This is a genomic window from Candidatus Accumulibacter contiguus (assembly GCF_012940005.1).
In the GTDB taxonomy this organism is placed as follows: domain Bacteria; phylum Pseudomonadota; class Gammaproteobacteria; order Burkholderiales; family Rhodocyclaceae; genus Accumulibacter; species Accumulibacter contiguus.
On the sequence record NZ_SPMX01000050.1, the window covers coordinates 24,328 to 50,419 of the forward strand.

The 26,092-nt window shown below is 61.3% G+C and carries 24 protein-coding genes and 2 pseudogenes; 17 read left to right on the plus strand and 9 right to left on the minus strand.

What is annotated here, in order from left to right:
• Positions 1-175 precede the first annotated feature (175 nt).
• The 4 genes from E4Q08_RS16045 (at position 176) to E4Q08_RS16060 (ending at position 3,138) form a co-directional block, all read left to right on the plus strand.
• Positions 176-1,024, plus strand: a complete 849-nt coding sequence (locus E4Q08_RS16045) for a cache domain-containing protein (protein ID WP_169071128.1) — start codon at positions 176-178, stop codon at positions 1,022-1,024.
• 64 nt (positions 1,025-1,088) lie between these two features.
• Entirely contained in the window at positions 1,089-1,430 is a 342-nt protein-coding gene (locus E4Q08_RS16050) for a hypothetical protein (RefSeq protein ID WP_034919512.1), read from the plus strand.
• A 62-nt stretch (positions 1,431-1,492) separates the two neighbouring features.
• Entirely contained in the window at positions 1,493-2,677 is a 1,185-nt protein-coding gene (locus tag E4Q08_RS16055) for an MFS transporter (protein ID WP_169071129.1), read from the plus strand.
• Between the two features lie 56 nt (positions 2,678-2,733).
• Positions 2,734-3,138 (plus strand): hypothetical protein, encoded by a 405-nt coding sequence (locus E4Q08_RS16060; protein WP_308240156.1) that lies wholly within the window; start codon positions 2,734-2,736, stop codon positions 3,136-3,138.
• Positions 3,139-3,327: 189 nt separating this feature from the next.
• Here E4Q08_RS16060 and E4Q08_RS16065 read toward each other — a convergent pair whose 3' ends face one another.
• Together E4Q08_RS16065 and mutM are read right to left on the minus strand one after the other, a co-directional pair.
• Positions 3,328-5,283 carry a dynamin family protein gene (locus E4Q08_RS16065; protein ID WP_169071130.1) on the minus strand — a complete coding sequence of 652 codons (1,956 nt, stop codon included), beginning with the start codon at positions 5,281-5,283 and terminating at the stop codon, positions 3,328-3,330.
• Between the two features lie 75 nt (positions 5,284-5,358).
• Positions 5,359-6,186, minus strand: a complete 828-nt coding sequence (gene mutM, locus E4Q08_RS16070) for a bifunctional DNA-formamidopyrimidine glycosylase/DNA-(apurinic or apyrimidinic site) lyase (RefSeq protein ID WP_034915143.1) — start codon at positions 6,184-6,186, stop codon at positions 5,359-5,361.
• 91 nt (positions 6,187-6,277) lie between these two features.
• On the opposite strand from mutM, the gene E4Q08_RS16075 reads away from it, so the two are divergent.
• The 5 genes from E4Q08_RS16075 (at position 6,278) to rpmG (ending at position 10,478) form a co-directional block, all read left to right on the plus strand.
• Positions 6,278-8,032 (plus strand): tetratricopeptide repeat protein, encoded by a 1,755-nt coding sequence (locus E4Q08_RS16075; protein ID WP_169071131.1) that lies wholly within the window; start codon positions 6,278-6,280, stop codon positions 8,030-8,032.
• 46 nt (positions 8,033-8,078) lie between these two features.
• A complete protein-coding gene (lolB, locus tag E4Q08_RS16080) occupies positions 8,079-8,708 on the plus strand; it encodes a lipoprotein insertase outer membrane protein LolB (protein ID WP_034911718.1) in 630 nt (209 codons plus the stop codon).
• Positions 8,705-9,565, plus strand: a complete 861-nt coding sequence (ispE, locus tag E4Q08_RS16085) for a 4-(cytidine 5'-diphospho)-2-C-methyl-D-erythritol kinase (protein WP_169071132.1) — start codon at positions 8,705-8,707, stop codon at positions 9,563-9,565. Before lolB ends, ispE begins: the two co-directional genes overlap by 4 nt.
• Before the next feature lie 509 nt (positions 9,566-10,074).
• Positions 10,075-10,308, plus strand: a complete 234-nt coding sequence (gene rpmB, locus E4Q08_RS16090; RefSeq protein WP_169071133.1) for a 50S ribosomal protein L28 — start codon at positions 10,075-10,077, stop codon at positions 10,306-10,308.
• Between the two features lie 14 nt (positions 10,309-10,322).
• Positions 10,323-10,478 carry a 50S ribosomal protein L33 gene (rpmG, locus tag E4Q08_RS16095; protein WP_034928807.1) on the plus strand — a complete coding sequence of 52 codons (156 nt, stop codon included), beginning with the start codon at positions 10,323-10,325 and terminating at the stop codon, positions 10,476-10,478.
• 110 nt (positions 10,479-10,588) lie between these two features.
• Here rpmG and aroG read toward each other — a convergent pair whose 3' ends face one another.
• From aroG to ilvB, 4 genes are all read right to left on the minus strand, one after another.
• Complete coding sequence (aroG, locus tag E4Q08_RS16100; RefSeq protein ID WP_169071134.1) at positions 10,589-11,668, minus strand: 3-deoxy-7-phosphoheptulonate synthase AroG; 1,080 nt, start codon at positions 11,666-11,668, stop codon at positions 10,589-10,591.
• Positions 11,665-12,834 carry an HD-GYP domain-containing protein gene (locus E4Q08_RS16105; protein ID WP_169071135.1) on the minus strand — a complete coding sequence of 390 codons (1,170 nt, stop codon included), beginning with the start codon at positions 12,832-12,834 and terminating at the stop codon, positions 11,665-11,667. Before E4Q08_RS16105 ends, aroG begins: the two co-directional genes overlap by 4 nt.
• A gap of 498 nt (positions 12,835-13,332) precedes the next feature.
• Complete coding sequence (gene ilvN, locus E4Q08_RS16110; protein WP_169071136.1) at positions 13,333-13,641, minus strand: acetolactate synthase small subunit; 309 nt, start codon at positions 13,639-13,641, stop codon at positions 13,333-13,335.
• Positions 13,642-13,643: 2 nt separating this feature from the next.
• Positions 13,644-15,326, minus strand: a complete 1,683-nt coding sequence (gene ilvB, locus E4Q08_RS16115) for an acetolactate synthase large subunit (protein WP_169071137.1) — start codon at positions 15,324-15,326, stop codon at positions 13,644-13,646.
• 868 nt (positions 15,327-16,194) lie between these two features.
• Between ilvB and E4Q08_RS16120 the strand changes: the two genes are divergently transcribed.
• The 8 genes and pseudogenes from E4Q08_RS16120 (at position 16,195) to E4Q08_RS16155 (ending at position 25,101) form a co-directional block, all read left to right on the plus strand.
• A complete protein-coding gene (locus E4Q08_RS16120; RefSeq protein WP_034909712.1) occupies positions 16,195-16,413 on the plus strand; it encodes a helix-turn-helix domain-containing protein in 219 nt (72 codons plus the stop codon).
• A complete protein-coding gene (locus E4Q08_RS16125; protein WP_169071138.1) occupies positions 16,414-18,591 on the plus strand; it encodes a type I restriction-modification system subunit M in 2,178 nt (725 codons plus the stop codon). It abuts the gene before it with no gap.
• Positions 18,588-19,832 carry a restriction endonuclease subunit S gene (locus E4Q08_RS16130; RefSeq protein ID WP_169071139.1) on the plus strand — a complete coding sequence of 415 codons (1,245 nt, stop codon included), beginning with the start codon at positions 18,588-18,590 and terminating at the stop codon, positions 19,830-19,832. Before E4Q08_RS16125 ends, E4Q08_RS16130 begins: the two co-directional genes overlap by 4 nt.
• Positions 19,829-20,605: a DUF3800 domain-containing protein gene (locus E4Q08_RS16135; protein WP_169071140.1), complete on the plus strand. Its 777-nt coding sequence runs from the start codon at positions 19,829-19,831 to the stop codon at positions 20,603-20,605. Before E4Q08_RS16130 ends, E4Q08_RS16135 begins: the two co-directional genes overlap by 4 nt.
• Positions 20,606-20,790: 185 nt before the next feature.
• Positions 20,791-24,087 (plus strand): type I restriction endonuclease subunit R, encoded by a 3,297-nt coding sequence (locus E4Q08_RS16140; protein ID WP_034909708.1) that lies wholly within the window; start codon positions 20,791-20,793, stop codon positions 24,085-24,087.
• A pseudogene (locus tag E4Q08_RS24935) lies at positions 24,087-24,355 on the plus strand (phosphohydrolase); the annotation flags it as partial. The gene E4Q08_RS16140 and the pseudogene E4Q08_RS24935, both read left to right, overlap by 1 nt.
• Positions 24,276-24,509, plus strand: a complete 234-nt coding sequence (locus E4Q08_RS16150; protein ID WP_034909706.1) for a hypothetical protein — start codon at positions 24,276-24,278, stop codon at positions 24,507-24,509. The pseudogene E4Q08_RS24935 and the gene E4Q08_RS16150, both read left to right, overlap by 80 nt.
• A 40-nt stretch (positions 24,510-24,549) precedes the next feature.
• Positions 24,550-25,101: a DCL family protein gene (locus E4Q08_RS16155; protein WP_248594961.1), complete on the plus strand. Its 552-nt coding sequence runs from the start codon at positions 24,550-24,552 to the stop codon at positions 25,099-25,101.
• A 57-nt stretch (positions 25,102-25,158) separates the two neighbouring features.
• Here the strand turns inward: E4Q08_RS16155 and E4Q08_RS16160 are convergent, their stop codons facing one another.
• The 3 genes and pseudogenes from E4Q08_RS16160 to E4Q08_RS24110 form a co-directional block, all read right to left on the minus strand.
• Positions 25,159-25,440 (minus strand): hypothetical protein, encoded by a 282-nt coding sequence (locus E4Q08_RS16160; RefSeq protein ID WP_169071141.1) that lies wholly within the window; start codon positions 25,438-25,440, stop codon positions 25,159-25,161.
• Between the two features lie 211 nt (positions 25,441-25,651).
• Positions 25,652-25,774: pseudogene (locus tag E4Q08_RS16165) on the minus strand (ATP-binding protein); the annotation flags it as partial.
• A gap of 12 nt (positions 25,775-25,786) precedes the next feature.
• The coding region (locus E4Q08_RS24110; protein WP_211203458.1) for a hypothetical protein at positions 25,787-26,092 on the minus strand (306 nt) is incomplete at its 5' end.

Genomic DNA, 26,092 nt, shown 5'->3' on the forward strand with positions numbered 1-26,092 from the left:
TTATGCAGAATGTCGAGTTCACTGTCCAAAAAAAGGTGCGAATGAACACGAATTATCGATGGATGGTTGAAAAAGTCTCGCCCTGAGCCGAGAATCGATACTTTCACCTTTTCGCTGCCCAATCCCTCGCCGCAAGCATGACCAGCTCATCATTGATCCACATCGGGAGAATTTCATGCCGCGCACCCTGCAGAGCAAACTTGTCGCTTTCGTCGTCGGGCTGATCGCCAGCGCTGTCCTCCTCCTCGGTGTCCTTTTCTACCAGCAGTTGCGAGGCCAGTTGCTGGAAGGAATAGAGAATGAAATCCGGAGCGCCGCTACCGCTTACTCGCTGGCCATTGGCGAATGGATGGCCGCCAAGGTTCAGTTGCTGAAGGCGATCAAGCCGGTGATCGGAACACCGGAGGCAAAAAGCGTTTTCGTGCTGGCCAAAGCGGCTGGCGGCTTTGACACTGTCTACGCTGGCTACCCCGATAAGCGCGCACTCTTCTCCGAGTCACAAAACCTTCCCGCGGACTGGGATCCCACCAGCCGCCCCTGGTACAAGGAAGCCGAGCTGGCTGGCGAAGCACGCATCGTCATTACCAAACCCTACGCGGATGCCGGAACCAAGAAACTGGTGATCTCGATTTCGTCTCTGGTCAAGGATGGTGGCAACACCGTCGGCGTTGCCGCCGCCGACCTCTTCATCGATCGAATCGTCAGCGAAGTGCTGGCGCTCAAACTGGCCGGTAACGGTTTTGGTTTTCTGCTGCACAAGGACGGCACCGTACTCGCGCACCCGCTCAAGGAAGCCGTGATGAAACCGGTGACCGAGCAGGTTCCGGAGCTGAGCAGCGACCGCATCGGGCACGCCGCGAGCGAGGGGAAAATGTTTTCCGTCCAGCGTAACGACGGTGACCGGCTGCTCTTTCTTGCGCCAATCAAAGGTACCGATTGGCTGCTCGGCATCTCGCTGGAAAATCCGAAGACGCGGCGATCCAGGAAGCGCGCGTCACCATCTCGTCTTTGTCCAACAACGTGAAGAACACACAGCGGCTTCTCGAAGACTTTCGGGGGTGATGCCCACCGCCGTAGAAGGAATGATCATGAGCAAATCTGTCCAGCCCTCGCTTCGCTTCTTCTATCCGGAAGCCCTGCACATACGCACCCTGCAATTCCTGGATACTCTCGAACAGGCCGAAGATCCGACCAGGCATGCAAATGCCCTGGGGGATCTGGTGGTCGAGTTGACCGATATCGGCATGGATTACTACTTCCTCAAGCCGCTCGAGCAAGCCGGGGTGGGCTTTGTCCTCCGACAGTCGGCAAATCTCGGGATGGCCGGCGCAGTCCGGGTCATCGGCCCGGTGATTCGCAAGATCATCGCGCGTCTGGATCACAGCCAGTTGCTGACCATCAGCGCGTATCTCCGGCAACTCATGCGTTGACTGTGCGTGATGATGAACCGATGTGACCTTCCCCGGCGGTACAATGCCGGAGAGCAGACGACATGATCAGTTCTCCCCTTCTTCACGACTCCAGGGCGGCTTGGTTGTTGGCGGGCGTGGAGTTCTTCTTCTCCTTGAGTTGGGTGGTTTACGTCATCTTTCTTCCCGAGCTGCTGACGCGCGGCGGCATCGACCAACGCTATGTGCCGTGGTTCCTGGCCGCTGACCAACTGGTATTTGCGCTGTCCGACTGGTCGGTCGGCGTCGCGCTTGACCGCGCCCGCGCAGCGTTGCGCAGGATCGGGCCATTGCTGGTGCTGCTGTCGACGCTTTCGGCGCTGGCCATGTGGCTGCTGCCCTTACTGGCCGGGATGCCGATGCTCTTCCTGCTGATGACTACCTTGTGGGTGGCCACTTCGTCGGCCTTGCGTGCGCCGCCCTACGTTCTTCTCTCCCGTTACGCCGGACGTTCTTCGATCCCGCGTCTGGCAGGTATCCAACTGCTTGGTCTGGCGATCGCTTCGTCGCTGGCGCCGTATCTGGCGATCGTGCTCAAGGGTGTCGATGCCGCGCTGCCGTTCCTGCTCAGCGCGCTGGCAGTGGGTTTTTCAGCGCTGGCGCTGGCATATGTCGAACGTTCCCTGCCTGCCGCCCAGTCAGTTGTCACTTCTGCCAAGGCGAATGCAGTGGGCCGCTCGGGCAACGCCTCCTGGGGCTACCTGCTGCTCGTCGCCTGGTTGCTCGCTGTCGGCCAGCAGTGGCATACGGCGGTCAACTCGGCGCCGCAGTTCAAGCGGCTCGCGGATCCGGCACTGCTTCCCTGGCTGATGCCCATCTTCTGGGTCGGTTTCAGCTTCGGTCTGTTGCTCGTCGAGCGCGTGCTCCGCGCGTGCGGCGTCTGGCTGCTCCTGCAACTGGCCTGTGCAGCAGGTGCGCTGGCGCTCACTGGAACGGTAATGGCCGGCTCATTGACCGTGCTGGCATCGAGCCAGTTCGCTGCCGGGGTGTTCTGGGGTTTCATCCTCTGTGCCTCGATCGGCCTGGCGACCGAATGCGGTCAGCCGCTGCAGACTGGCCGCAATACCGGCGCGCTGATGGCGACACTGGCCGTCGCGGCAATGTCGCGCCTTGGTCTGGCGGCCTCTGGCGGGTTGGGCTTCGCCACTGTCGACGCGTTCTTGCCGGTGGCCGCATGGTGTGTGGCGCTGCTGTTCCTGCTGCGCCTCAGGTCGCTGGAGTCGACGTGAGATCGCAACCGCCGTCAGCGAAGTCTTCCCGGAAGATACAAACCGACGAGGATCGCGTGCAAGAAATCGTCGAAAGGCATGCGCAACCGAGCCGGTCTATGGCAAAAGCATATTCAGGGCGAGCGGCTACTCTTTTAGCATTGATTGGAACGACAGGAGGCATGATGTTTCGGAAATGGATACCCACGGTGTGCTTCGCCTTGTTCGGGAGTATCGCCGACGTCGGCGCCCAGGCATTGCCAGCCCCGACACGCGGCGAGCTGTTGTACTCGACACATTGCATCGCCTGCCACGACACACAAATTCATTGGCGAGACAAGAAACTGGTGACCGACTGGAAGAGTCTGCAGAAAGAAGTACGCCGCTGGCAGGAGCTTGCGGGGCTTGGCTGGAGCAATGAAGAAATTGCGCAGGTTGCGCAATATCTGAATCAACGTCTCTACCACCTGACGCCGGACTAACGGTCATGACTTTTCCAGGCACCCCCGATCATGAAGTCATGACCGTTTCCCTCTCCCCCTCCCGAGGGGGAGGGGAGATTCCTCAGTCGCGTTCGCGACTTTCACATTAAGGGGGTTGGCAATCGCCGCGCCCACAACCATCCGCCAGGGTGAGCGGCCATCGTTTTTCAGGCGGCCAAGGTCGCTGCTTCAGGCGGTGCTACGCATATCCTCAAGGTTCACCGTCTGCTGCAGAACCTCGCGAAAGTTCTCGCCGATCTTGCCGAGTATATTCAACTGCAGGAGAAGTTTGGCCTCGACATGTTGCAGCTCTTCGATCCGCTCTTCGAGAGTATCGGTGGCCTGGTGAATCCGCTTGATGCTTTCCAGCCGGCGCTTGAGCTGAATCTGGTGTTCGCGAATCTGAATCTCCAGCGGCGTCATGATCGCCTTCAGCCATGCCTGGACATCGCGGTTGGCATGCTCGAAAGTCTTGCGCACCTGCGCCGCCACCTCCTCGAAGAAGCGCTGTGTGAGCTGGCTCTTTTCGTGCGTCAGCAACTGGAACACGGAGTTGATGTGGGTGTTGCACCATTGATCGAGGCGGTCGATTTCCTTCTCGTACTTCCGCAGCGAAAAACCGATCGGCGTACCCAGTTTGAGGCCATGTTCAACGGCGAATTTCTTGTAGATGGCCTCCATCATGCTCGTGATTTCCGTGACCTCTGCCTTCGAGTTGGCGAGATTGCCGCGAGCGACCACAAAGAAGTGATCGATCGCTTCGGTAAGCGTTCTGGAAAAGGTAGCCTGCACCATCGTCTCCCGCGTCGCCGTGCTCAGCAGGCGCAGCGAATCGAGTCCGAGATGGGCAAAAAGTCTGTTGGTCAGTTGTGAGAAAACGCTGCGCACCGCGTAATAGCGCTGCAGACCGGATTCAAACTCCTCCTTCTCGCAACGCACCTTGCCCATCATGTACTCGACGACACCCTTGTTCTTGCCTCGCAGTTCTGCCAGCTCGCCAAGCTGTTCGCGCAGACCGACAAGGCGCGACTCCAGCAGGCTGCGGGTGCGCTGATGGCAATCGGTAAACTCGACATGGATGCTGTCGCGAACGATCTCCTGCTTGGCCGGGATCAACTCCTCGGAAAGCGCATGCTCAAGCCTCGACAAACGGCTGCGCTGCAGCAACACGTGATCATCATTGATCTTGGCAACCAGCGCTTTCTGTGCCGAAACCGGAAAAATCTGATCCTCCGGCAAATCCAGCGCCCACGCGCAGGTGTCGACCTGTCTGGCGATTTCTGTGTCGATCTCTTCGGCCGACTTGAGTTCGTCCCACAAGCTGTCGATCTTGTTGAGTACGACGATGCGGCCCTTCTTGCGACCCACAGAGGTGCCGATGTGTTCGCGCCAGACGGTCAGATCGGATTGCGTCACGCCGGTGTCGGCAGCCAGAATGAACAGTACGGCATGCGCATTGGGCAGCAGGGACAGGGTCAGTTCGGGTTCCGTACCAATCGCGTTGAGACCGGGGGTATCGAGGATGACCAATCCCTGCTGCAACAGCGGATGCGGAAAATTGATGATCGCGTGCCGCCAGCGCGGGATCTCGACGCCGCCCTGTTCGTCGACGCGCAAGGCCGCCACGTCGCCGTCGGTCATGGCAAAGCCGAGCCTTTCGGCAGTTGCCAGGTCGACATGGATGACGTCGCTGACATGGCGAAGCGCGTCCTGCATGGCCTCGGCCGAGCTGGTGTCGATCGGGAGCAGTTCCCATTCCTCGGGAGAGCGCTTGTATTCGCTGATGCTGCCGTTGGATTCACGGCTCTCGATGGGCAGCAACTCGATCGATGGCAACCTCGTTTGGTCGTACATCAACTCGGTCGGGCACATCGTCGTGCGGCCGGCGGTCGAGGGCAGAATGCGGTTGCCGTAACCGGCGAAGAAGATGGCGTTGATCAACTCCGACTTGCCACGCGAAAACTCGGCGACGAATGCCACATGCAGGCGATCCTCGCGTAGATTGTCCAGCAGTTGGGCGATGCGGCGATCGATCTGGGCGTCGGTCAATTCGTTCTCGACGAGCCAGCCTGCGAACTTCTCCAGGATCCCGGAGATGCGGGCACGCCATTCGCTGTAGGCGGCAAAATGTTGGGCAAGCGTCATGGCAGGTTCCAGCACAAGGCACAGGTTTTCACTCTACCACAAGGTCGTGCTCAATCAGCGACATAGACCGACAACTCAATGCTGGCAACGCGGACAGTAGAATGTCGAGCGGCCCGCCTGGCGAATGACCCGTACCGGTCCGGCGCAGGTCGGACAGGGCTCGCCCGCACGACCATAGACCCTGCAGGAAAGCTGGAAGCAACCGGCACCACCGTCGCTATGCACGTAGTCACGCACACTGCTGCCACCGGCAGCAATTGCCGCAAGCAGCGTTGCACGGATGGCATCCGCCAGTACGCGATAGCGCTGACGGCTGATCCGATCACCGGTGCGCAGCGGTGACACACCGGCATGATGGAGGCTTTCGGCGGCGTAGATATTGCCGATGCCGACGATCAGACGACTGTCCATCAGCAGCGGTTTGATCGGCACCCGGCGGCAACGCGTCGCCGCATACAGCCAATCGCCGTTGAAATCATCAGAGAGCGGTTCGATACCCAGATGGGCGAGTGCCGGATGACTTTCGACGCCGCCGCCCTCGTGCCAGAGCAGCGCTCCGAAGCGGCGCGGATCGCGAAAACGCAGAACGATGTCGGCGAAGACCAGATCAAAGTGGTCGTGGAGCCGTGCTGGCGTAGCCGGCGGCACCAGGCGCAGACTGCCCGACATGCCGAAGTGAATGAGCAGCCAGCCGCCACCGCTGGTACTCTGACAGTCCAGCAAGAGATACTTGCCGCGCCGCAAAATGGCGTCCACACGCAGACCGGCCAGGCGCGCAGCCAGCCCGGCGGGAATCTCGTGCCGCAACCGCGGCGTGCGCACCACCGCGCCGATGATCGGTTGTCGGGACAAGCAGGAGAGCAATCCTTGTCGGCTGACTTCAACTTCCGGGAGTTCTGGCATTGCTGCTACCGCGAAAAGTCCATAACATGCGCAAATTATGACGCAAAGTCGCCGTCGGTTCCTGCAATGGTTCGCGGCAGGCAAGGAAACCATGAAATCGATCAAGAACACTCTCCTCTGCACGACGCTGGCGCTGGCCTTCGGCGTGCCCGCTCTGGCTGCCGGCGACGCCCCCTCCGGGAAACGCAAATCGACTTCGCATGAGTTCAAGCGCAATGCGCCGGAGGCCTTCGCGCCACGCCTCGACGACAAGGACTACAAGGAACTCAGCGGACAGGTGGTCTATCAGCTGCTGCTCGCCGAAGTGGCGCTGCAGCGAGGCAAAGCCGAGTTCGCCAGCCAGGCCTATGCCGACCTGGCCGTGCGCACCCGCGACCCGGGAATCCTGGCGCGAGCGATCGAGGTGGCTGGCTACGCGCGTCGTTACGATCTGGTTCTCGACCTCGCACGCCTGTGGTTGCAGGTCGAACCGGATTCCAAGCGTGCCCAACAGGTGCTGGTCGGCGTGATGATCCTGTCCAACCAGTTCGATGGCCTGGCACCGCAACTGATTCGCATGCTGGAAGCCGACAAGGAAGCGCTGCCGGGCAACCTGCTGGCACTGAACCGGATGTTTGCCCGCAGCCAGGATCGCCAGGCGGTCCTGCAATTGATCATCAAGATCTGCGCGACATTCCTGGACCTGCCCGAAGCGCATTACGCGATCGCCATGGCTGCCAGCGCAGCCGGCGACAACCCCCGCGCACTTGCGGAAACGCGGCGCGCACTCGATTTGCGCCCGGACTGGGAGGCTGCTGCACTGCTGGAAGCGCAGCTACTCGCCCAGAAGTCACCCGCCGAAGCCATCGCTGCCCTGCAACGTTTTGTCGATCGTCATCCGAAGGCGCGCGAAGTACAACTGCATCTGGCGCGCGCACTGGTCGGCGAGAAGCGTTATGGCGAAGCCAAATTGCAGTTCGAGCAGTTGCTGCTCACCTACCCGAACAACCCGGATGTGGTTTTCCCGGTGGCCATCCTGGCTCTGCAGGAAAACGACCGGAAACTTGCCGAAACGCAGTTCAAACACCTGGTGACGCTCGACATCCCGGACAAGAGCGCTGCCTACTATTACCTCGGTCAGCTTGCCGAAGAAGGCAAGCGTGCTGACGAAGCGCTGGCCGATTACCGGCAGGTTGGCCCAGGCGAGCACTATCTCCCGGCGCAGCTTCGCAGCGCCAGCATCCTCGGCAATCAAGGCAAGGTCGAAGAGGCGAGACGCCAGCTTCGCGAAGCGGCAACAAAGAACCCGCAGTTGCGCGTCCAGCTATCGATCACAGAAGCCACCCTGCTGCGCGATGCGAAGCAGACCGAGGCGGCTCTTGCCCTGCTCGACCAGGAACTGAGCACGCAGCCGGAGCAGCCAGAGCTGCTCTATGAGTCGGCGCTGCTGGCGGAAAAGCTCGGACGCGTGGAAATCATGGAAAGCCGTCTCAGGAAGCTGATCGAACTGCAGCCGGAGAATGCGCAGGCCTACAACGCACTCGGTTACTCCTACGCCGATCGCAACCTGCGGCTGCCCGAAGCCCGGCAGCTCGTCGAAAAGGCGCTGCAACTGTCGCCCAACGACCCCTTCATTCTCGACAGCATGGCCTGGGTCCTGTATCGGCAGGGGGATCACGAAGGCGCGCTGGCTCTCTTGCAACGCGCCCTTGCACTGCGCCCCGACCCCGAGATCGCAGCACATACCGGAGAAGTACTGTGGATGCTCGGCCGCAAGGAAGAGGCGCAACGGACCCTGCGCGAAGCGCACAAAAGGGATCCGGCAAACGAGGTACTGAACGAAGCGATCAGGAAGTTCTCGCCCTGACCGGCAAATACCCGCGCCGTTCCATGACCGTCGCGCCAGCGCTCCGATGCAGCCGCGAGTCCTGATCGCACTCCTGATCGTCCTTGGCTTGCCAGGGCTGAGCTCCTGTACCACCCTGCCGGCAGCGGCCAGCGCGCATGCGCCGCTCGCCGTCGCGCGAGACGACCTGCAGGCCTTTGCACTGGCCGGCCGCTTTTCGGTTCGCCAGGAAGGCAAGAACTACCCTGGTCGCCTGCACTGGCGTCACGACGGCGACCGCGACGAGTTGCTGCTGTCCTCGCCGTTCGGGCAAGGCCTGGCCGAGATCGTCAGCGACGCCGGTGGTGCGCGCCTGGCCACCAGCGACGGCAGTTCATATACGGCAGCGACTGCCGATGAACTGTTGCAGTCGATCCTGGCGTATCCCTTGCCCTTGAGCAAACTGCTCGACTGGCTGCGTGGCCACCATCCCGACGGCGGCGACCTGGCACGGGACAGCCTCGGCCGCCCGCTATCCCTGCGCCACGAGGACTGGCGGATCGACTACGAGTACGACAGCGACGACCCGCAAGCCCTGCCCGGCCGCCTCTTCGTCGAGCATGAAAGCGGTTTTGCACTGCGCCTGCGCATCGAAGAGTGGCAGATGTGGCCCACTGCGCTGCCGAATCGGCTGCCTGCCGTAGACTGCATCCCATGACTTCCAGCCGCCAATTCTGGGACTGGCAAAGCGTCTATCCGGCGCCCGCCAAACTCAACCTCTTCCTGCATGTCGTCGGCCGCCGTGCCGATGGCTACCACCTGTTGCAGACGGTGTTTCGCTTTCTCGGACAGGGTGACCGGCTGCGCTTTTCGCCACGTGCCGACGGCCTGGTGCGTCTGGCGACGCCGCTGGCAGGTGTCGCGCCCGATCAGGATCTGAGCGTTCGCGCCGCCCGCCTGTTGCAGGCCGAAACCCATTGCCTGGCCGGCGTCAATATCAGCATCGAAAAACGGCTGCCGCTCGGCGGCGGTCTCGGTGGCGGCAGTTCGGATGCGGCGACGGTCCTGCTGGCACTCAACCACCTCTGGAAACTGCATGTGCCGCGTCGGCGCCTGCAGGAAATCGGCCTCGCTCTTGGCGCCGACGTGCCGGTCTTCGTTTTCGGACGCAACGCTTTTGCCGATGGCGTCGGTGAAAACCTGCTGGCAGTCGAATTGCCAGCGTGCTGGTATGTGGTCCTCGAACCACCGCTGCAGGTGCCGACCGCAGTCATTTTTGGCGCGCCGGAACTCAAACGCGATTCGCTCGCGATCGCCCCGGCGTCGTGGCGCCCCGGCTTCGGTGGCAACGACCTCGAAGCCGTGGCCTGTGCCCGCTTTCCGGCGATTGCCGAGCATCTCGCAGCGCTGTCCGCCTTCGCCCCGGCGCGCATGAGCGGCTCCGGTGCCTGTGTTTTCGCCGAGTTCGCAAACCGCGAAGACGCCGAGAACGCGCTGCGACAATTGCCCGCCGCGATGCGCGGCTGGGTGGCAAGGAGCCTGGACCGGCATCCCCTGTGCGAACTGGCGAGTTGAAGCCGCCGCCGGGCGCTGTTGGCAACACAACCCCTGAAGGCATTTTCGCTCCTCGCAAACCCTTGCCATTCCTGGGTGAAACAAGATGAAGCTGCGCGTAGGGCTGGCCTTCGCGGTCATGCTCGCGATGGCGCTCGGGCACATCCAGCAGGGGTGTACTCACCAAATGCGCTCACTGGTCCAGACTCCACGACCGGCCAGCGGTTAGCGCCTCCAGGCGACTCCCTCGTATCCGGCATACCAGACGGCGATTCTTCGGCGGGGACGGGTGGCGCCCAAGGATCGTCCAAACTGGAAAAAACCGGGCGCCGACGACAAAAATCCAGCGCAGCCTCGCCTCCGACGGCTGCCAGTACGTCGACGCCAGCGCCAAAAATGCGTAGGGTATATTTTGCCGCCGGAAAATCGACGCATCGAAAATGTCTCTGGCAGGAAATTGCTTGAAATCGACCGCCTGCATGGGCTAGAATCGCGGGCTTTCTTCCCCAAATACAATTGGAGTATTGATCATGGCGCGTGTTTGCCAGGTTACGGGCAAGGGCCCGATGGCAGGGAACAATGTTTCCCATGCCAACAATAGAACGAAGCGCCGCTTCCTTCCGAACTTACAGTATCGCCGTTTCTGGATCGAGAGCGAAAACCGCTGGCTCCGCTTGCGCGTATCGAACGCCGGTTTACGAACGATTGACAAGAATGGCATCGACGCCGTGCTCGCCGACTTGCGCGCCCGCGGCGAGATCTGACAAGGAGAACAGCCATGCGTGACAAGATCAAGCTTGAGTCGACCGCCGGTACCGGCCACTTTTACACCACGACCAAGAACAAGCGCACGATGCCCGGCAAGATGGAAATCAAAAAGTACGATCCCAAAGCACGCAAGCACGTAATTTACAAGGAAATCAAGCTGCGTTAAGCAGTTCTGGCAGGTTCCCGTGCGTGGCTGCATGACCAGTATTTGGCGACAGCCACAGTAACCCGGCTGTTGCGTTCGCGTTCCCGAAGCCGCTCGATCAGCCCGGCGAATTACTGCGCCGCTTTGACCAGCCGGCGTGCGCGAACCCCTTTGGCGAGGCTCTCCAGGACTACCAGCGAGTCCTCCCATCCCAGACAGGCATCGGTAATGCTCTTGCCGTACTCCAGATCCTGACCGGGAACGAGATCCTGACGTCCTTCAACGAGGTGCGATTCAACCATCACGCCGACGATGCGTTCGTCGCCGGCCGCGATCTGGCTGGCGGTGTCCCTGGCGACCTCGATCTGCATCTTGAAAAGCTTGTTGCTGTTGGCATGCGAGGCATCGATCATCAGGCGTGCGGCGAGGCCGGCGGCGGCGATTTCCTTGCAGGCGGCGTCGACATGCGTGGCGTCGTAGTTCGGCTCCTTGCCGCCGCGCAGGATCACGTGGCAGTCCTCGTTGCCGGCCGTAGACACGATTGCCGAATGGCCCGCCTTGGTCACCGAAAGAAAATGGTGCGGTGATTGCGCCGCACGGATGGCGTCGATGGCGATGCGGATGTTGCCATCGGTGCCGTTCTTGAAGCCGACCGGGCAAGACAAGCCGGAAGCCAGTTCACGATGCACCTGTGATTCCGTGGTACGCGCGCCGATCGCCCCCCAGGCAATCAGGTCAGCCGTATATTGCGGGGTGATCGTATCGAGGAACTCGGTCGCACAGGGCAGGCCCAGGTCGTTGATTTCGAGAAGCAGGCCACGCGCCAGGCGCAGTCCCTCATTGATCCGGAAGCTGTTGTCGAGACGAGGATCGTTGATCAGGCCCTTCCATCCGACCGTCGTGCGCGGTTTTTCAAAGTACACGCGCATGACGATCAGCAGATCGTTGACGAAACGGGGAACTTCCTTCTGCAGTCTCTTAGCGTATTCAACGGCCGAATCGACGTCGTGAATCGAGCAGGGTCCAAGCACCACCAGCAAGCGGTTGTCGGCGCCATGCAGGATGCGGTGGATACCCTGGCGCGCTTCATAGGTCGTCGTTGCCGCACGCACACCAACCGGAAATTCACGGAAGACGTGCGCTGGCGGCACCAGTTCCTTGATTTCTCGAATGCGAACGTCGTCGGTATTGGGCTTGCTCTGCAAGGTCATGCAATATTCTCCTGGCTCCTGGCCTGGTTCGACCAAGGGCTCGATTCTACTCCGGGTATCGCGATGGCGGTTTGGCTCAGCACGTCCGTCTCGCCATCGGCATGCCTTGCGGCAATGTGGATGAATTCCTCCTGACGGGCGAAAAAGGCATTCACCACATCCGGGTCGAAATGAGTCGCCCGCCCTTCGTGGATGATCAGCAGCGCTTTTTCGAGGGAAAAAGCTCTCTTGTAGACCCGTTGCGTGATCAATGCATCGAAGACGTCAGCCAGCGCCATGATGCGTGCAGAAACCGGAATCGCGTCCCCTGTCAATCCTTCCGGGTAGCCGGATCCATCCCACTTCTCGTGGTGATAATGCGCGATCTCCTTGGCCATGCTCAAGAATTCGATCGGGTACTCGGCACCCTGCTCGGCCTGTTCGAGTGCTTGATAGCCAAGTTGGCTGTGCGTCTTCATGATGGCCCACTCATCCGGCGTCAGCTTGCCGCGTTTGCGCAGAATGTGGTCCTTGATGCCGACTTTCCCGATGTCGTGCAGAGGTGCCGACTTGATGAGCACCTCGATGCGGCGTGGTGTCAGGAAATCGGCGAAACGCGGGTGCGAGCACAGTTCCATCGCCAGCGTGCGCACATAGCCCTGTGTGCGGCGCAGGTGGTTGCCGGTCTCCGGGTCGCGGATCTCGGCCAGGCGGGCGAGTGCGCGGATGCTGGTATCCTGGATCAGGAGGTTGTCCGCCATGCGCCGGGTGATTTCCCCTTCCAGACAGCGGTTGCGATCCTGCAACAGGTCGCGGGCAGCTTTCAGGTCGAGATGGGCCTTGACGCGCGCAATGACGATTGCCGGCCTGATCGGTTTGGTGATGTAGTCCACCGCGCCGAGGGCCAGACCGTGCTCCTCCTCGTCGGCTTGTTCGAGAGCGCTGACGAAGATGACCGGGATGTCTACCGTGGCGGGGTTGGACAGCAGGCGCCGAATCACCTCGTAGCCGTCCATTTCCGGCATCATCACGTCGAGCAGGATCAGATCGGGTTGCGGCTGTTCGGCTGCCGCCTGCAAGGCGCGCCGCCCGGAAGTGACTGCGCGCACCTGATGGATGGGGCTCAACAGGCCGCACAGGAGCGCCAGGGTTTCGGGGACATCGTCAACGATCAGAATGCTTGCCATGAGGTTCCTAGCGGGGAAACAGAGAGAAACAGCAATCGGCCCGCGCGCATTATCCGGGAAAGCGTCAATGGCTGCTCGTTTCCCTTTTGACAGATTTTGCCTCGCCGCATGCGCAGCCGCGTTTGTGCAGAGCAGCGGCGAGGAAATCGCTATGCTGTCCACCGTTTCGAAGAGACACTCGCCGATTTTGATCAGGGGAATCTAGTAGGCGATCTGGCGCGAGCCGCTGTCGATCACCCGCCGACCTGGTCTTTCAGGGCTTCGCAGCCGATCGAGACACGCTCAAGTACCGTTGCCCGGCGGCCTACGTGGGGAGTGTGTACCCAGGCGCCGGCCTGCCACGCCGCAGGCAAAGTCCATCCCGGCGCCTATGGCCGGATTGTTCGTCTCAAGATGACCGAACAGGTCAAGCGGCAGAGCCACGGGGTACATTTGCTCTGCCGGTAACCCATTGTTTTGCAGTCATTTCATCTGGGGTGCCTGAATAAGTCATGGCCGTTAGCGAAAAAACTCCTCCAGCCGTACAAACACCTCGTGCTCGGCGCCGTGCCGATGCACCGCGAGCACATCTTCGAGCTTTTCGATCTGCTTCACCATCTGATCGAGGCGTTCGTCTTCATTGACCAGCAGCCAGATGCGGCTGGTGTCGCCATTGCCCACCGGCATCACCAGGATGCCTTCGACGTTGTACGAACGGCGGGAGAACAGGCCGACGACGTGCGACATGACGCCGGGGTGGTTGTTGACGTCCAGTTCAAGCACCGTACGCGCCAGTGCCTGGTTTTCACTTCGTGAAATCGAGTTCATCTTCAGCCTCCGATCATTTCCTTGTTGGCCGCACCCGGCGGCACCATCGGCAATACCTGTTCGTGCATCGCGATGCTGGCGTGGATCAGCATCGGCCCGGATGTCGACAGCGCCCTGGCCAGAGCCGCCAGCGGATCGCTCTCCTGGTCGAGGTCGATGGCAGGCACCCCGAATCCCTCGGCGACCCGGATGAAGTCGGGCATGCCCTTGAATTTCGAAGCGTAGATGCGTTCGCCGTAAAACAGCGTCTGTTGCTGGAAAACCAGGCCCAGCGACGAGTTGTTCATGAGCACGATCTTGACATTGACGTTTTCCTCGGCGGCAGTCACCAACTCCTGGACATTCATCAAGATGCTGCCGTCGCCAGTGAAGCAGACTACCGTGCGCTCGGGTTCGGCCAGGGCGGCACCGATCGCTGCCGGCATGCCGAATCCCATCGTGCCGAGACCGCCGGAGGTCAGCCACTGCCGGGGGCGGCGTAGCGGATACGCCTGCGCAACCCACATCTGGTGCTGACCGACATCGGTGGTGATTGTCGCGGCATCGTCGAGGCAATTGGCAACCGCACGGATCAGGCCATAGGGGGTGCGCGGATCGTCGATGCCGGGCATGCGCAGCGGATGCTCCGCCTTCAGGCTGGCCACACGCGCCAGCCAGTCGTCGTGCACCGGCGCTGCGATCGCCGGCAGCAAGCTCTGCAGGACCGTACCGACGTCGCCGGCGATACCGATGTGCGCGGTCTTGATCTTGTCGAGTTCGGAAGGATCGATGTCGATGTGGATGATTTTTGCCTGCGGGCAGAAACCGGCGACCTTGCCGGTCGCCCGGTCGTCGAAGCGAGCGCCAACGGCAATCAGCAGGTCACACTCGTCGAGCGCAAGGTTGGTGCAGCGCGCCCCGTGCATGCCGAGCATGCCCAGCGACAAGGGGTGATCGACCGGCATCGCGCCGAGCGCCATCAAGGTCATGACCGTCGGCAGGCGGGCCTTTTCGGCAAGAGACACCGCCGTTCCGGAAGCGCCCGAATGCACGACGCCCCCCCCGAGGTAGAGAATCGGCCTGGTGGCCGCGTTGATCATCGCAGCAGCACGGTCGATCAGTTCGGCTGCCGGCGCCGGGACGGGATCGGCGCAGCCCGGATCGGGCCAGTTGCTGACCTCGACGAGCTGGTTCTGCACATCCTTGGGAATATCGACCAGCACCGGCCCGGGACGCCCCGAAGCGGCGATGCGGAAAGCCTGCGGAATGACGCTCAACAGGTCGTCTGCCGAACTGACCAGGAAGTTGTGCTTGGTGATCGGGATGCTCAAACCATAGGTATCGACTTCCTGAAAGGCATCGGTACCGATCATCGCCCTGGGCACCTGCCCGGTGATCGCCACCAGCGGAATCGAATCCAGCTTGGCGTCGGCAATCGCCGTCAGCAGATTGGTCGCGCCGGGGCCGGAAGACGCCATGCAGACTGCCGGCATGCCGGTGGCGCGCGCCATCCCCTGGGCCAAGAAGCCGCCGCCCTGCTCGTGCCTGGCAAGGACATGATGGATCAGCACTGACTTCGACAAGGCATCGTAAATCGGCAGGATGGCGCCACCAGGAATGCCGGCCAGCGTACGGACGCCCTGTCGTTCGAGCAGACGGACAACGATCTGTGCTCCGGTGAGGGTTTCTGGGGTTGGTTGGGACAAGGGAATCTCCTCAAAAGCGTTGGTCCGGAAATACGAAACCCCCGCTCGGTTTGCACCGGCGGGGGTTTGTGGAATTTGCTGTGCTTCGACTTATCTTGTTTCGACCCTCGACGGTGTATCAGGCCCTGCGCGTACCACCAGTACAGCTACCGAAGCATGGCCCACGGCAAAACCAGCAACCGGAAGCACAACCAGTCGATGGGGATTGTCGGAACGGTACATGATCATCAGTCTCCAGTCCAAGATGCCCCATTAGAACCGAGTGCAAAGAGAAAAGCAAGCCTTCAGGCAGCCCTGGGTGTGATTCAAAGTGATGCGCCAGCGAAATGCTCTGGTTATGCGGCTTGCTTTTCGAGACCCTTCCAATAATCAGCCCATTCCCGGTTGGCGCGGTTGATCCGTAGGGCCAGCATGCTTCGACATTTCTGGGTGCCCACCAGGCGCCGGGAAGCTTAAGGTGATTTCCGCAAATGGCCGTACCAAGAGTCATGGTGTTAGGCCGGGCCCATGGCCAGAAAAACAAGCTGCTGCGGTAGTTGTTCGGGATCTTGATTCCCGGAAATCACCTAAGGCGGGAGATCTTGTGAGTCTGATCGGGTCGGGGGCACAGGCTTCCGCGAGGGCGAATGGCTTAGCCGCCAGCTTTACGGCGACGGAGGCCGTTCAGCCCGGTATCCACTCGCCCTAGATCGCCGACGCAACTCCAGCGATGGCGTCCGGATCGTGGCCGAAGTGGTCGTCGGCCAGTTGCCACAACCGTGACAAACTGTCGTCGATACCACCCGCTCGAGCCAGATATGTTATGCGTCATTCTGTTAGACTGATGACAATTTAAGACGACTGTGAGGGACGCCGAAGTATCAATGCCATGAATCCAGAACCGTGGGTTACTGCAAGTGATGTCGCCCAGCACCTGGGCGTCGTGAAGGACACCGTCTACCGCTGGCGGGAGCGCAAAGGCCTGCCCGCTCACAAGATCGGTCGACTGTGGAAGTTCCAGTTGTCCGAGGTCGATGAATGGGTGCGCGCGGGCGGGGCCGACGAGGGTGCTGCGGCCGGTGCCGAACAGAACAACGGGAACGATTGAATGAACGTCCAGCAACTCGAAAACGAACTCTGGGAGGCCGCCGACCAGCTGCGCGCCAACTCCAAGCTCACCGCCGCCGAATACGCGATGCCGGTGCTCGGCCTGATCTTCCTGCGCCACGCCGACAACCGCTTCAAGGCCTACCTGCCCGAGATCGAGGCCGACATCCCGCCGCAGGTGCCGGCCGCTCAGCGTGAGACGCTGATCAAGCTCGGCTTCCAGGGCAAGGCCGCCATCTACCTGCCCGAAGCAGCGCGCTTCGACCGCATCGCCAGCCTGCCGCAAGGGGCGAACGTGGGCGAGGTGATCGACCGCGCCATGGACGTGATCGAGGCCGAATACGAAGTGCTCAAAGGGGCGCTGCCGCGCGGCTACCCCGCCTTCGAGACCGACTTGCTGGCCGAGTTGGTGAAGATCTTCGACCGCCCCGCCATCAAGGCCGCCACCGGTGACGTGTTCGGCCGCATCTACGAATACTTCCTCAACAAGTTCGCCATGAGCGGCGCACAGGAAGGCGGCGAGTTCTTCACGCCGCCGTCGCTGGTGCGCATGATCGTCAACATCATCGAGCCAGACCACGGCCTGGTGCTGGACCCGGCCTGCGGCTCGGCGGGCATGTTCGTGCAGACCGGCCACTTCATCGAAGACGTGCGCCACCAGCAGGCCAACGACACCGTCACCTTCCATGGTCAGGAAAAGAGCGACACCAACACCAAGCTCGCGCGCATGAACCTCGTGGTGCACGGGCTGGACGCCTCCAACATCCGTCAGGGCAACACCTTCTACGACCAGGTGGACCACCTCGTCGGCCAGTGCGACTTCGTCATGGCCAACCCGCCGTTCAACGTCGACGGCGTGGACACCAAGAAGGTGGAAGGCCAGGCCAGCGACGGCGGACGCTTGCCCTTCGGACTGCCCGGCACCAATGCCAAGACCGGTGCCATCAGCAACGCCAACAGCCTGTGGATTCAGTACTTCTATGCCTACCTGAACGACAGCGGCCGCGCCGGTTTCGTCATGGCGTCCAGCGCCTCGGATGCCGGCAACAAGGACCGCGACATCCGCGAGAAGCTGGTCAAGACCGGCCACGTCGACGTGATGATGGCCATCGGCAACAAGTTCTTCTATACCCGCAGCCTGCCCTGCACGCTGTGGTTCTTCGACAAGGGCAAGCCGCAGGACCTGCAAGACCAGGTGCTGATGATCGACGCGCGCAACGTGTACCACGTCGTCTCGGCGCGCTCGCACATCTTCACCGACGAGCAGCACGCCAACCTCAACGCCATCGTCTGGTTGTACCGGGGCGAGACCGAGAAGTTCTTGGCGCTCGTCGCCCGCTACCAACGGCAGGTGGATGAACGGCTGGCAGCCGTTCCGGACCGCATGGCCGCCGATACCGCTGCCGTGGAAGGGCTGGCCACGCAGTTGCAGTCGTTCGCGCAGGGTGCCACGCTGGCTGAACTGAACGCCGACCAGCCTGACGACGCGCACCTCACCCAGGCCCAACTCGATGCCTTCAAGGCGGAACTGGCCGCCGTGCAGGCCGACGCCCACGCGGCACATGCCATCGCTGCACTGCTCACCGCCTGCACCCACGCCCGCGCCGCTGTCGCCCAAGCCGACCTCGCCAGCCACGCCGGGCAGGTGGCGCTGCAGGCCACGCTCGATGCCCTGGCACCACAGCTCAAGGCCATGGGCAAGACCCTGGAAGCTCGCCACAAGCAGTGGCTCAAGCTGCTGGACACCGCAGAAAAGCAGCTACGCGCCCGGCAGAGCAAGGCCTTCGACGGCAAAGCCACCCGCAAAGCCAAGCGCGCCTTGCTGGCCGCCGACGAGAAGAAGAACGAAGCCCCCACGGTGCGCGACGCGGTGCTCGACGCGCTGAAACAGGCTGCCTACTTCATTCACCAGGTTCACTGGCTGCATAGCCGCTTCCCGCATGGCGTGTTCGAGGACGTTCCGGGCCTGTGCAAGGCCGTCACGCTGGATGAGATCGCCGCCAACGACTATTCGCTGACGCCGGGGCGCTACGTGGGCGTGGCGGCGGCAGCGACCGAAGACGAGGACGACTTCGTCGAAAAGCTGCGCGAGATCCACGACGAACTGGCCGAACTGAACGAAAAGGCGGTGGAACTGGCGGGGCGGATTGCCAGCAACTTTGGGGAGTTGCTGGGATGAGTTGGCCAGTAGTAACGCTGGATAGCATCAAGGCCAACGTTCCTTACGCGTGTGTCGGCGGGCCGTTCGGTTCAAACCTGACATCGCAACACTATGTGGATGAGGGCGTACCGGTAATTCGCGGCCAGAACCTCGGCGGTCCTGGGTGCTTTGACGAAAGTGGTTTCGTCTTTGTTACCCCGGAGAAGGCTGATCAGCTTCGGCCCAATTTGGCCTTTCGCGGCGACGTCCTGTTTACGCAACGTGGCACGCTTGGGCAGGTCGGCTTCATCCCCAGCGACTCGAAGTACGATAGGTACGTGGTGTCTCAAAGTCAGATGAAGCTCACTGTCGATCCGAGCAGAGTGGATGCAAGGTACGTCTACCAGTACTTTCGCCTTGAATCCACGATTCAGGAAATCCTGAATCGAACCATTACGGCGGGCGTTCCGCACATCAATCTCGGCATTCTAAAAAATTTTTTGATTCCACTTCCGCCTCTTCCCGACCAACAGGCGATTGCGGAAATTGCGCAAGCCTACGACGACCTGATCGCCACCAACCAGCGTCGCATCGCCTTGCTCGAAGACGCCGCCCGCCGCCTCTACCGAGAGTGGTTCGTGCACTTGCGCTTTCCCGGCTGTGAAACGGTGCCGGTGAAGGACGGGGTGCCGCAGGGGTGGACCAAATTGCCACTTGGCGATGTCGCGGAAATCACGATGGGCCAGAGCCCGGAATCCAAGTACTACAACACCGATGGCGATGGGCTGCCTTTTCACCAAGGCGTGTCCGATTTTGGGCATCGATTTGTCACGCACGAAATGTTCACAAAGCAGACCACACGGGTTGCAGAGGCGGGAGACATCCTGTGTAGCGTTCGTGCTCCTGTAGGCAGACTTAACGTGACTCGGGACAGGATAGCGATTGGGCGTGGTCTGTCGGCCATGCGAAGCCGCGCGGGCCGCCAATCGCTTCTCTTCTATCAATTGGGGGCACTCTTCGTAGAAGAGGACATGATCGGCGGCGGTGCGATCTTTGCGTCAGTGGGGAAGAAGGAACTGTTCGGTCAGTTGATCCTGCAACCCAACGCAGATATTGCTACGGCGTTTGACCGATTGATCGGCGACATTGACCGCCAGATCGATACCCTCGATTTGCAGAATCGTCGTTTAGCGGATGCCCGCGACCTGCTGCTCCCCAATCTGATGTCTGGCCAACTCGACGTCTCCGGCATCCGTCTGCCCGAGGAGGTCGCGGCATGACCGGACCGGTGGCGAGCTATGTCATCCCTCGGGCCGGCGGCGGCCACAGCGACTACATCGTCTACGTCGACGAAAGCGGCGATCACAGCCTCACGTCCATCGACCCGGACTATCCGGTGTTCGTGCTGTCGTTCTGCATCTTCCGCAAGGATGGGTACGCGAGAGGCGTGACGCCGGTCATCCGGCAGCTGAAGTTCGCCACCTTCGGCCACGACATGGTGGTGCTGCACGAGGCGGACATCCGGCGCAAGAAGGGGGCATTTTCGCGGCTGTCGAAAGAACCGCGCGAGGCTTTCCTGAACGCACTGACCGACATCATCGGCGAGGCCGATTTCCAGTTGATCGCCGTGGTGATCGACAAGCGCAAGCTCAAGGACCGCTACAACATCCCGGCGCACCCGTACCACCTGGCGCTGGAGTTCGGGCTCGAGCGTATCTATCGGCTGCTGAAGGGCGCGGGCCAGGACGACGCGCTGACCTACAGCGTGTGCGAGGCACGCGGAGCCAAGGAAGACGCCGATCTGGAGCTGGAATTTCGCCGCATCCGTGACGGCGCGAACTACTTCCACCGCCCCTTGCCGTTCGACCTGATTATTGCCGACAAGAAGACCAACTCGGAAGGCCTGCAACTGGCCGACCTGACGGCACGGCCGATCGGCTTGACGGTGCTACGGCCGGGACAGGCCAACCGGGCGGCAGAGGTGCTGGAGGGGAAGTTCTACCGGGACAAGGCCGGCAATAAGCTGGGCATGGGGCTGAAGGTGTTTCCGTGACAACCGAAAACCGCCCCCCAGAAAGCAGAAGGGCCCCTGTAGTACCAGGAGCCCGACGCCGGCCGCGTAGTCGCAACCCATTTGCCCACAATGGTAGCGGATCGACCATGACTTGACAAGACGGCCGGGCCCAGACGGCCGGGCCCTGCTCGTGGCGGGCCCGGGGACTGGAGGGAAACAAGACGATGGCCAAGAAGGACTATTCCGAAGACCTGTTGATCCAGGCGCCGACCGCCGAACTGCTGGAAAAGCAGCTCGGCTGGCAAACCGTGTTCGCCCAGGACGACGAGGACTTCGGGCCAGACAGCCTTCTGGGCCGCAGCAACGACACCGAGGTGGTGCTCAGCCGCGAGGTGCTGGCCGCGCTGAAGCGCCTGAACCCGGGCTTGGCCGCAGAGGCCTACAGCCAGGCCCTGGCGCAGGTGCTGCAGGACGACATCACCAAGACGCTGATTGCCCTGAACGAAGAGAAGTACAAGCTGCTGCGCGATGGCGTGCCGGTGAAGTACCGGGACGCGGCTGGCCGCTTGGTGGACAAGCGCCTGCGTCTGATCGACTTCGACCACCCGGAGAAGAACCGCTACCAGGCGGTGCGCGAGCTGTGGGTGCGCGGGCGCCTGTGGCTGCGCCGCCCGGACTTGATCGGCTACGTCAATGGCCTGCCGCTGGTGTTCATCGAACTCAAGCGCTTCGAGGTGCACATCGACAGCGCCTACAAGAAGAACTACAGCGACTACCTTGACACCATTCCGCACCTGTTCCATTGGAACGCGCTGGTGGTGATCTCAAACGGCCACGATGCGCAGTATGGGTCGCTGACCAGCACCCGCGAGCACTTCTACCGATGGAAGCGGCAGGACGAGGACGACCCGGAGCCGGGCAAAGACCAACCCCTGCTGCCCATCCTGCTCAAGGGCATGCTGAACAAGGCCCGTCTGCTCGACATCGTCGAAAACTTCGTGCTATTCGATGCCAGCGAAGGGGGCACGCACAAGATCGTGGCGCGCAACCACCAGTATCTGGGCGTCAACCGGGTGATCGAGCGCCTCACGTCTGACGACCCGCAGGTCAAGGCCGAAGTGAAGGCCGGGCAACTGGGCGTGTTCTGGCACACGCAGGGCTCGGGCAAGTCGTATTCGATGCTTTTTCTGACCGAGAAGATCCACCGCCGGATCTCGGGCAGCTACACATTCGTGGTCATCACCGACCGCACCGAGCTGGACGACCAGATTGCGTCCACCTACACCAATGCCGGCCGCGCCAACAGCAAAACGGACCAGGCCTCCAGCGGCGACGCCTTGCGCAAGATGCTGCGGGACCAGAACCGCCGCTACGTGTTCGGCCTGATCCAGAAATACCGCGAACTGGTGAAAGAGGCCTATTCGGAGCGCGACGACATCATCGTCATCAGTGACGAGGCGCACCGCACCCAGTACGGCCGCCTGGCGCTGAACATGCGCAAGGGCCTGCCGCGCGCCAAGTTCCTGGGCTTCACTGGCACGCCCTTGATCGACGCCGGCGAGAAGCAGCTGACGCGCGAGGTATTCGGCGACTACGTGTCGATCTACGACTTCCAGCGCGCTGTGGCAGACGGCGCAACCTTGCCTTTGTTCTATGAGAACCGTGGCGAGAAGCTGAAGATCGTCGACCCAAAGGTGAGCGAACGCATTGCCGAGCACATCGAAGCGGCCAGGCAGGGCGCGACGCTGAACGACCCCTGGACCGACGAGAAGGAGGAAAAGCTCTACCGGGAGCTGGCGCGCGACTACCCCATCCTGACCTCACCCACGCGCCTGGAGAAGGTGGCACAGGATTTCGTCGATCACTTCCACCAGCGCTGGAAGGTGGTGGACACCGGCGGCGGCAAGGCCATGATGGTCTGCTTGGACAAGATCACCTGCGTGAAGATGCACGACTTGGTCAAAGCCAAGTGGCAGGAGAAGACCGCCCAGCTGGAAGCGAGCGTGGCCGCTGAGGAGGCGTTGTTCGCCGCCAAGGGCAAGGCACTGCCGAAGCTGCTGCATCAGCGCCGCAAACAGGTCGAGTGGATGAAGACCACCGAATGCTGCGTGGTGGTTTCGCAGGAGCAGGGCGAGGTGGCCGAGTTCGCGAAATGGCGCAACTTCCGCGACGAGCCGCTGGACATCTCTTCGCACCGCGAGAAGATTGTCAAGCGCAACCTGGAGAAGGAGTTCAAGCAGGCCGATAACCCTTTCCGCATTGCCATCGTCTGCGCCATGTGGCTCACCGGCTTCGACGTGAAGTGCCTGGCCACGCTGTACCTCGACAAGCCGATGCAGGGCCATACGCTGATGCAGGCCATCGCCCGCGTCAACCGCGTGGGCGGCGGCAAGAAGCATGGCCTGATCATTGACTACAACGGCATGCTCAAGAGTCTGCGCAAGGCCCTGGCCACATTTGCCCAGGGCGACCGCGCCGGCACAGGAAAGGGCGAAGGCGAGCAGAACACAGTGCGCGACGACTCGGAAGCGCTGGCCGAGTATGCTCAGAGCCTGAAGGCGGCCAGGGACTTTCTGGGGGACCTCGGTTTCGATCTGGACAGGCTCATTGCCGCCAAGGGCTTCGACAAGCAGCAGCAGATCCTTGTCGCGGTGAATCTGCTGTGCGAGAGCGACCAGCGCCGCAAGACCTATCAGGTGATCGTGGAGGACGTGCGGGCCCGCCACCGGGGCCTGTTCCCGCACCCGGGCCTGTTTGACTTCGATGCCGAAGAGAGCGCCGTCACTGCGATCTACAACAAATTGCAGGACGCCCGCGAGTCGCCCGACGTCAGCGCGCTGCTGCAAGACTTGTACGAGGTCGTCGACACGGCACTGACGACGGATGGCAAACCAGCACCCGCCGTGGCCAACCAGGGCCATGCACGCTACGACCTCTCAAACATCGACTTCTCACGCCTGCGGACCGAGTTTGAGAAGTCGCCGTTCAAGAACGTGGTCACGCTGAACCTGAAGGAAAAGATCGAAGAGCGTCTGGCCATGATGGTGGCGCTCAACCCGACCCGAGTCGACCTGTACGAGCGCTACCAGGAAATCATCCAGGAGTACAACAAGGACAAGGACGCCGCCGAGATCCAGAAGGTGATGGATGACCTGTTCACCTTCAACGACAACCTCAACGAAGAAGAGAAACGCTACCTGCGTGAAGGGCTGGAGAGCGAAGACCAACTGGCCGTTTTCGACCTGCTGCAGAAGGACAGCCTGACCAAGGGTGACCGTGATGCCATCAAGAAGATAGCAAAGGAGTTGCTGTACAAGCTGAGCAGCGGCAAGCTGCAGATTGACCACTGGCGCGAAAAGGCCACCGCGCAGGCCCAGGTCAAGGCCGAGATCATCAAGCACTTGTTCGCGTACATGCCGTCTGGCGTCTACGACGCGGACGAGATCAACCTCAAGGCCAACGCCGTGTTTGCGCACATCTACACGACGGGGTTCGGTGAGGCTGCAAGGGCGTACCACTGATGACCGACGACAAATCGTTGGAGAAGCATGTCCGCAACGGCAAGTCGAACACGCGCCACACCTCTCGACTGAGGCCAAACTGGTGAAACTGGCCGACAAGATCTGCAACGTGCGAGACATGCTGGCATCACCTCCTGCAGGCTGGCCAGTGGAGCGGAAGCAGGCATATTTCGACTGGACTGCCAAGGTTGTCGCTGGTGACCTCGGTATGCGTGCCCCGTCCGTATGCCCATTTCCGCTTTCTTACCTCGGGCGGCTTCAGCAATGACATCAGCTTGCGCGGCATCTGCACTCCCTTGGGGGCGGGTGGGAGGCTGTCGCTCTTTGGAATGCTTACCTTGACCATTCCAGCAGAACACGCCAGCGAGTTGCAGCGCTTGATGAACAAAGAGGGGCTTGCACCTGAGGTGCTGCCCCTTTAGAAGTAACAGGTCTTGACGGCCTTTACGTATTGGAGTTCGAATGGCAAAATCGGTCGAAATCGGGTCCGGGAGTTTCCGGACCCAGAAAAGTGCCCTTGATCACTACAAGGCAGTCCTGCACCGGTACCAGGACGGGCAGCGTGTCTCCAAGCAGGACGACCATGCCGACCTCGTGGCGCTCATCGAGCGTTACGACCCGGTGCTCGACGCGGTTGGCGAACCCACCAAGGGTGATGGCCAGATCGCGCACTTCGAGCGGCGCCTAAACACCGGGACCGGCTGGAGCAGTTCCGGCTTCTGGGTTGTTCGTCAAGACGGGACTGACACCGACTTCTCGTATATCGACGCGGTCAAGGGCCAACCCAAGGGGCGGTCCCAGGACTTCTATGGTGCCTGCCGGCAGGCCGTCGCGCTCGACCTCATCCAGGCCAAGAAGCAGGCATTCGCCCAGTACGTGTGTATTCCACGCAAACTGGACACTCATTCCACGCCAAACTGGACACTGATTCCACGGCAAACTGGACAGTCGGAGCGTAGCGACGCGGGGTTGATGGGTGGTACTTCAAGACGCTTACTCGGGTCAAGTTTTTAGCTCACCCGAATAAATGTCTTTGGTCTTTTTAGTGCGTGTCAGTCGGGGCGAATTTCGTTACGGCGTAACGATTTCCGGACCCAATCGACGCTGTTTCTCGTAGTAGTCGGCGCTGCCATCGGGAAGCCTCGACGCCTGCGTTGCGGCGTCGCTATCGGCCTGACGAAGAAGCCTCTCCAGGAACTCCTGTTGTGTTACGCCGTAACAGAATGCCAGACGTTCGAGTGCGCGTTTGGTGTGGAAATGAAGAACGATATTCAGCCGATCGCCGTGTCCGTTTTCATCTTTCAGATGACGTTCCCGGTATTCCAACTGTCGTTGCGCGTTGGTCTTGGCCATTCTTACCTCCTGATGAGCGTTACGCAGTAACGCACGGTTTGCGCGCTGGCACGCAGGAAATCCCTGAAACCGAGGCGCGGGCGGTGGAATGCCTGGCGCCCGGGAGGGGCAAAGCGCAGAGTGATCCACGGGCGCCCGCCAGACGGCGCTCCTTCTATAGCTGGACGGCTGGCGGGCGGCGGTGGATCACTCGTCAGTCTGGCGCGGCGGTTCATTCGGGTTTGCCGTTCTTGCGCAGCGATTCGCCATCGAGATCCAGGACAGGCGCCTGATGCACCAGGCGGTCGAGGATCGCATCGGCGAGCGTCGGGTCACCGATTGCGGCATGCCAGTGTTGGCTACCCACTTAAGCCGGGACAGTGATGTTGCCGTATTCAGAGGAAGGAGGCGGTAGAAACTGGTTGCTGTATCCCTGTATCCTTCCGACCATGACAAAAAAAACGCCACCACTCAAGCCATACGGGCGGCCAGCCGCGCGATTGTTGCTGGGATCGCTGCCAAGCAAAGCCTGCGCGCATTGGGGAAGGTGGTTGGCCACACGAAAAGCAGCGTCCACCGACACCTGAAGGCACAGTTTCGCAGGAACCGGCCCCCTGAATCGGGATTGTGGGAAACCGAGGCTGGAGTTGCCTGGCAGAGATTGCTGGTGTTT

Excerpts from the sequence above, each read along its gene's own strand:
- E4Q08_RS16045 (WP_169071128.1), top strand. The coding sequence starts at position 176 with ATGCCGCGCACCCTGCAGAGCAAACTTGTCGCTTTCGTCGTCGGGCTG.
- E4Q08_RS16050 (WP_034919512.1), top strand. The coding sequence starts at position 1,089 with ATGAGCAAATCTGTCCAGCCCTCGCTTCGCTTCTTCTATCCGGAAGCC.
- E4Q08_RS16055 (WP_169071129.1), top strand. The coding sequence starts at position 1,493 with ATGATCAGTTCTCCCCTTCTTCACGACTCCAGGGCGGCTTGGTTGTTG.
- E4Q08_RS16065 (WP_169071130.1), bottom strand. The coding sequence starts at position 5,283 with ATGACGCTTGCCCAACATTTTGCCGCCTACAGCGAATGGCGTGCCCGC.
- mutM (WP_034915143.1), bottom strand. The coding sequence starts at position 6,186 with ATGCCAGAACTCCCGGAAGTTGAAGTCAGCCGACAAGGATTGCTCTCC.
- E4Q08_RS16075 (WP_169071131.1), top strand. The coding sequence starts at position 6,278 with ATGAAATCGATCAAGAACACTCTCCTCTGCACGACGCTGGCGCTGGCC.
- lolB (WP_034911718.1), top strand. The coding sequence starts at position 8,079 with ATGCAGCCGCGAGTCCTGATCGCACTCCTGATCGTCCTTGGCTTGCCA.
- ispE (WP_169071132.1), top strand. The coding sequence starts at position 8,705 with ATGACTTCCAGCCGCCAATTCTGGGACTGGCAAAGCGTCTATCCGGCG.
- rpmB (WP_169071133.1), top strand. The coding sequence starts at position 10,075 with ATGGCGCGTGTTTGCCAGGTTACGGGCAAGGGCCCGATGGCAGGGAAC.
- rpmG (WP_034928807.1), top strand. The coding sequence starts at position 10,323 with ATGCGTGACAAGATCAAGCTTGAGTCGACCGCCGGTACCGGCCACTTT.
- aroG (WP_169071134.1), bottom strand. The coding sequence starts at position 11,668 with ATGACCTTGCAGAGCAAGCCCAATACCGACGACGTTCGCATTCGAGAA.
- E4Q08_RS16105 (WP_169071135.1), bottom strand. The coding sequence starts at position 12,834 with ATGGCAAGCATTCTGATCGTTGACGATGTCCCCGAAACCCTGGCGCTC.
- ilvN (WP_169071136.1), bottom strand. The coding sequence starts at position 13,641 with ATGAACTCGATTTCACGAAGTGAAAACCAGGCACTGGCGCGTACGGTG.
- E4Q08_RS16120 (WP_034909712.1), top strand. The coding sequence starts at position 16,195 with ATGAATCCAGAACCGTGGGTTACTGCAAGTGATGTCGCCCAGCACCTG.
- E4Q08_RS16125 (WP_169071138.1), top strand. The coding sequence starts at position 16,414 with ATGAACGTCCAGCAACTCGAAAACGAACTCTGGGAGGCCGCCGACCAG.
- E4Q08_RS16130 (WP_169071139.1), top strand. The coding sequence starts at position 18,588 with ATGAGTTGGCCAGTAGTAACGCTGGATAGCATCAAGGCCAACGTTCCT.
- E4Q08_RS16135 (WP_169071140.1), top strand. The coding sequence starts at position 19,829 with ATGACCGGACCGGTGGCGAGCTATGTCATCCCTCGGGCCGGCGGCGGC.
- E4Q08_RS16140 (WP_034909708.1), top strand. The coding sequence starts at position 20,791 with ATGGCCAAGAAGGACTATTCCGAAGACCTGTTGATCCAGGCGCCGACC.
- E4Q08_RS16155 (WP_248594961.1), top strand. The coding sequence starts at position 24,550 with ATGGCAAAATCGGTCGAAATCGGGTCCGGGAGTTTCCGGACCCAGAAA.
- E4Q08_RS16160 (WP_169071141.1), bottom strand. The coding sequence starts at position 25,440 with ATGGCCAAGACCAACGCGCAACGACAGTTGGAATACCGGGAACGTCAT.